Below are 4,833 nucleotides of genomic sequence, written 5' to 3'. Positions count from 1 at the left end.
GATGCATGGGGGTGGCGAGGTTGGTTTGCGATACATACTTGGATTGCGGTGAAAGCAAGAGATGCTTCTGAATATACCGTTCTTGAAGTGATAGGTTGGCGTGCCAAACGAGGACTGTCTGTGTTGAGAGTCGAGAATGATATTCCTGATAGGTATTGGTTTGGTAGTCAGCCCCAAATTCTTTTGGATAAGCGAGGTGACGAAGCAGAAGAGTTGATCGAAGAAATAGTTGCTTTAGCTGAACGTTACCCCTGGGCTAACGAGTATAAAGTTTTTCCTGGCCCGAACAGCAACACCTTTCCAGCTTGGATAGCAGCGCAGGTGCCCGAACTGGGCTTGGAGCTTCCCTTTAGTGCTATTGGCAGTGGTTACGTAGATTAACAGGGCGAAGAGTTTATGACTGAATATCAACCTATGACTTTGTTGATGAACGCTAGGCAAGAGGCCAAGCAAAACCAGGACCCCAGTGCTAAATATTGCACACTCGCGACACTCGAGCAAAATGATGCGTCTCAACCAAGAATGCGCACCTTGGTCGTACGCGAAATCAATGCAGATAGTTGTGTACTGTTTGTGAACAAACTTGCCCAAAAGAACCTACTACATTTAAACGAGGCGAAGGTAGAACTGCTATTTTTCTATCCTTCGCTACTACAGCAATTTAGAGTTCGGGGTGAATTGTCATTAATGTGTCCTGAGGTTCTTGAAACTCACTGGCAGCATAAACCTTATATTTCAAAGTTGCTGGATCATTTTTATCATACTGTCGCGCACCAGAGCGCTGCCCTGGAAGGCTCATTTGAGGTAGAACGGGGTATTAACGCGCTGAAAGAAAAGTACCCTAATCCTGATACAGTTCCTTTCACAGATAATGCGCTTGGGCTGGTGGTGTCTGTGAATTATCTAGAGTACTGGCGAGGCCATGAAACTGGCTTGCATGAGCGCACTTTATATCGACATATAGGCCACAGTTGGGAACGAGCTGCGCTTGTTCCTTGAATAGCGCGAACTATTGGGCTGCACTCTCTGCTACTCTTGGCGCCAATCATGTTTTCTGCACGTGGCAGGTTTGAGTCCCTAACCGATAGGATTGGTGTAGGGAAAATGGTTAAGGGGTGTTGATGCGAATGTTCGCGTATCTGATACCCTAATCTGTGGGTACCATGGTGGCAAGATTCAGTAGTGGGTGTGGATTGACTAAGTAAAATAAAAGAGGGCCGCAGGTTTGTCGACAAATTACTCTTAGCTCTTGTTTATAAGTATATGTATATCTGTGCTGCGGATATCTCAAACGATTACAATAACCCTGATGCTACTAAATTAATTAAGAGATCTTTTGATAGCCTCCTCTAATACACTGTCTAAGGGGGTTACCTGAGATCTGAACAAGGAAATACTTGATAAATCGGAAGAGATGAGGAACTTGTTGAAGTTCCAATTTGGTGATTTTTCAGTCCGTTGTTTTAGCATTTTGTAGAAGTCGTTTTGTTGAGGTCCTGTTACATAGCTCGGCGCTAGCATGGTGAAACTAACGCCGAAGTTTTTGAAGCAGACGCTAGCTGTTTCTGCTTCAGTTGCTAATTCTTGCCTGAAGGAGTTAGAAGGGAAACCGACAATTTCCAAACCCTCATCTTTATATTTTTGATAAAGCGCTTCAAGTTGAGATAGCTGAGGGGTAAATCCGCATCGGCTTGCTGTATTAACGATAAGCAAGGTTTTCCCTTCAAAAGCCTGACAGAAGTCAATAGATTTTGAAGAGTGAAGACGCTTGGATTCATAGTTTAGCAAGGGGTCACAGCTTGCGTAACTTAATGATGTATTCGCCAAGCATAGCAAACCAATGATCGTAATTTTTGCTAGATGCTTCATATAAATATTTCTCCCTTCAATCGAATTAAGGATGCGCTGAAATCGAAGTTATTAAGTATATATATTTAGATACGCGAATTCTTAGTTTCTGGTTCACTTGGGTTTATACCTTGGCGTGTTGACCTTGTATCGAATTAGGACCAACCCTAAAATTTATTCTAAGTTCTTATTGTTTTAAATCATGGCCCTGGCTATTGGAGGTAAGAGCGAGTGCAGCGAAGCACTTTGCTCAGAATTATGGTAAAACAAACACGTCAGTTTAAGGTTTGTACGTTTAACCTTTTTAACTATATTGAACCTCCCAATGCATTTTACGAGTTGGAGAATATTTATACTGACCAACAATGGCGTAAGAAGGAAGCATGGATACTTAGGCTTCTGAAAGTAATTGGCGCAGATATTGTTGGTTTTCAGGAGGTGTTTTCCGTATCGGCTCTGAATAGCTTGTCAAAGTCAGCGGGCTTTGACTATTTTGCAACAGTCGAACAGCCCAACAAGAAGTCTGACTATCTGTTTGATATGCCCGTTGTCGCGATTGCTTCAAAATTCCCCATCCTATCTAGTGAAGCAGTTTCGGTTGATCAATATTTGATTCAGAGTTTGGGGCTCAACTCAGAATTTGTTTTTAGTCGTCAGCCGATCAGGGCCGTTATTGAAATCGATGATTACTCCAAGGTTGCCGTGTATGTGGCGCACTTGAAGTCTAAAAGGTCGAAGTTTGATCGTCACTTTTATGTGGATACAGCCGACAATGAACAAGTTCGTAATTTCCTTTACGACGACCTGCATGGTCGGTGGGCTTCAAGTATGCAGAGAGGAACTGAAGCAGCTCTTCTCTACAATGACTTTTGGAAATCTAGTGCGAAGGAAGATATGCCAACCATTATGCTTGGTGATCTAAATGATACGATCGACTCAACGCCTTTGCAGTTGCTGGTGGCTGGCGGGCATATTGATAGAATTGGATCGAAATATGTTTCATCCCTTTCTGCTGCGGAGAGGCTGAATGTTGAAAAACATACACTTTACGATGCCTTTGAAATTAGTGATAAAACTATCGAAACTCGTCGTAGCCCTACACACTATTTTGCAAATAAGGGCAGTGTTTTAGATTATGTGCTGTTATCAAAGGAATTTGATGCTAACAATCCACGCAGTATTGCGGAAGTCGTTAGTTATGACGTGCACGATGATCATCTGCAAAACCCTAACTATGAGGTAGACGCTGAAGCATCAGACCATGCCCCCGTGTCAGTCACCATCGAAACGGCCTTTTAAAGACTCCTAGACTCTGCTGTCGCCTAAAAAGCAATTCCAAATCAATCCTCACATTACTGCTGACAGTGATCCATATCGAGTTTGTATTCGTAGACCTTACTGATAACTGGTAACGAATTCGAGAAGAGTAAGTTGGAACAGTCAGCAGTAACAATCCGTCGCGACACATTGTACTACGATGGCGAATGCCCTCTATGTACAGCTGAGGTGTGTCGATTGAAGAAACATGCAGGCGACAATCTCACGATTAAGAACGTACATGATTTGGATTCAACAACTGAATCGCCGAGCAAAGATGTTTTGCTGAAGAGGCTGCACTTGAAAACTTCTGACGGAGAGTGGTTAGTAGGCGTTGATGCAAATGTTAGGGCTTGGCATCACACGCCCTACGCTCGTTTTTGGCGGGTACTTAACTGGCCTTTCATTCGTTTGTTTAGCCGCTGGGGATATGAAATATGGCTAGCGTATCGCCAGTATAGAAGTAAAAAGCAACCCTAGAACCAGAGTCCTGAATGTAGAGTAGGTAAAAAAGAATGTTTAAATGGTTTAGCAAAAATCCTTCTAAAAAACTCGTGAAAGCTTATGAAGCGAAGCTCACCGAGGCGATGCATGCACAGCGCAATGGCGACATAAGAGCCTATTCTATGCTCAGCAAAGAAGCCGATGATATTTATCAGAAAATACAAAGTGTTATGGCTAAAGAAAGTGCTTAGGGCAGGTCATCACGATGTCTAATCAATTTTTCTATACCGAAAGGCTCGGATCGATGAAGTTTATCTTGCTAGCTTGTTCTGTATTTGTGAGTTCCTTACTCACAGGGTGTAGCTTGGTTAAATACACGATTGAGCATGCTCCCTATTCGCTTATTCAGTCAGATGGAAATTTTGAGATCCGACATTACGACCAGATGTTATTGGTTTCCACAACGATGAATAGTGAAAAGGGGAGATCGTCAAACGATAGTGCTTTCAAACGACTTTTTGCGTATATCTCCGGCGAAAATAGTAAGGGGCAAGATATCAGCATGACCGCGCCTGTGTTCATGGATCAAGACAAAGCAACTAAAATGTCTTTTGTTCTTCCCGAAGATTTCAGGATTGAGACAGCACCGGCGCCGAGAGACCCAAACGTTTCTTTGGAGCGAGTCAATGATTACACCGTTGCAGCGATTCGCTTCAGTGGTTGGCTGGACGAGGACACAATAGAAAGCAAGAAAAGCGAACTATTGGCTTGGTTGAATGAGCAGGATATCAAAGCCATTGGGCAGCCTATTATTGCCGGTTATGATCCACCTTCGTCAATTCCTTTTTTTAGACGAAATGAAGTTCTAATCCCGATAGAGTAGACCCCATCTTTGTGTTCGTATGCCATGAGTGTGAGAAGGGTGCTATCTAACTGGTCTCTTCTGGACAGTGTGTAGATCCTAATCTATCTTTGATAGTGATCTGCTTTAATCAAACAGGACACTTCAATAAGGAATATAATCCAATTATTGAGGTGTTAAATGACAAAACGAAAGAACAGAAGTTATACAACAGAGTTTAAACAAGAAGCGGTTGCCCTGGTCACCGAGCAAGGCTATAGCGTTCCTAAAGCGGCTGCTTCATTGGGTATTACAGATAAGTTGCTCTACAACTGGAAAGCCAAGTTTGATGCGGAACAATCTGGTACTGGCTTAAATACAGA

Annotated in this window: 8 protein-coding genes; 7 read left to right on the top strand and 1 reads right to left on the bottom strand. The window is 42.9% G+C overall.

Going from position 1 to position 4,833, the window contains the following annotated elements; translation table 11 throughout:
- Positions 1 to 381 (top strand): DUF3750 domain-containing protein (locus A3756_RS11520; RefSeq protein ID WP_068553534.1); only part of this gene is annotated, 381 nt, incomplete at its 5' end.
- A 15-nt stretch (positions 382 to 396) separates the two neighbouring features.
- On the top strand, positions 397 to 999 hold the full coding sequence (locus tag A3756_RS11515) for a pyridoxamine 5'-phosphate oxidase family protein (protein WP_068510197.1): 603 nt from the start codon (positions 397 to 399) through the stop codon (positions 997 to 999).
- Positions 1,000 to 1,320: 321 nt separating this feature from the next.
- Here the strand turns inward: A3756_RS11515 and A3756_RS11510 are convergent, their stop codons facing one another.
- Positions 1,321 to 1,869: a glutathione peroxidase gene (locus tag A3756_RS11510; protein ID WP_068510198.1), complete on the bottom strand. Its 549-nt coding sequence runs from the start codon at positions 1,867 to 1,869 to the stop codon at positions 1,321 to 1,323.
- A gap of 210 nt (positions 1,870 to 2,079) precedes the next feature.
- On the opposite strand from A3756_RS11510, the gene A3756_RS11505 reads away from it, so the two are divergent.
- The 5 genes from A3756_RS11505 to A3756_RS11485 all read left to right on the top strand — a co-directional run.
- Positions 2,080 to 3,147, top strand: coding sequence for an endonuclease/exonuclease/phosphatase family protein (locus A3756_RS11505; protein WP_082865217.1), 1,068 nt, complete (start codon positions 2,080 to 2,082; stop codon positions 3,145 to 3,147).
- 132 nt (positions 3,148 to 3,279) lie between these two features.
- Complete coding sequence (locus tag A3756_RS11500; RefSeq protein WP_197470022.1) at positions 3,280 to 3,645, top strand: thiol-disulfide oxidoreductase DCC family protein; 366 nt, start codon at positions 3,280 to 3,282, stop codon at positions 3,643 to 3,645.
- Between the two features lie 35 nt (positions 3,646 to 3,680).
- Positions 3,681 to 3,860 carry a DUF6435 family protein gene (locus A3756_RS11495; RefSeq protein ID WP_068510205.1) on the top strand — a complete coding sequence of 60 codons (180 nt, stop codon included), beginning with the start codon at positions 3,681 to 3,683 and terminating at the stop codon, positions 3,858 to 3,860.
- 14 nt (positions 3,861 to 3,874) lie between these two features.
- Positions 3,875 to 4,492: a heme-binding protein gene (locus tag A3756_RS11490; RefSeq protein ID WP_197470023.1), complete on the top strand. Its 618-nt coding sequence runs from the start codon at positions 3,875 to 3,877 to the stop codon at positions 4,490 to 4,492.
- 159 nt (positions 4,493 to 4,651) lie between these two features.
- The coding region (locus A3756_RS11485) for a transposase (protein WP_082865215.1) at positions 4,652 to 4,833 on the top strand (182 nt) is incomplete at its 3' end.

It is taken from the genome of Oleiphilus sp. HI0086, assembly GCF_001635225.1.
The sequence above is the reverse complement of the archived record's forward strand: the minus strand, read 5'-3'. Positions and strand labels throughout refer to the sequence as shown.

Coding starts and splice junctions, on each gene's coding strand:
- A3756_RS11495 (WP_068510205.1), top strand. CDS start 3,681: ATGTTTAAATGGTTTAGCAAAAATCCTTCTAAAAAACTCGTGAAAGCT.
- A3756_RS11515 (WP_068510197.1), top strand. CDS start 397: ATGACTGAATATCAACCTATGACTTTGTTGATGAACGCTAGGCAAGAG.
- A3756_RS11510 (WP_068510198.1), bottom strand. CDS start 1,869: ATGAAGCATCTAGCAAAAATTACGATCATTGGTTTGCTATGCTTGGCG.
- A3756_RS11490 (WP_197470023.1), top strand. CDS start 3,875: ATGTCTAATCAATTTTTCTATACCGAAAGGCTCGGATCGATGAAGTTT.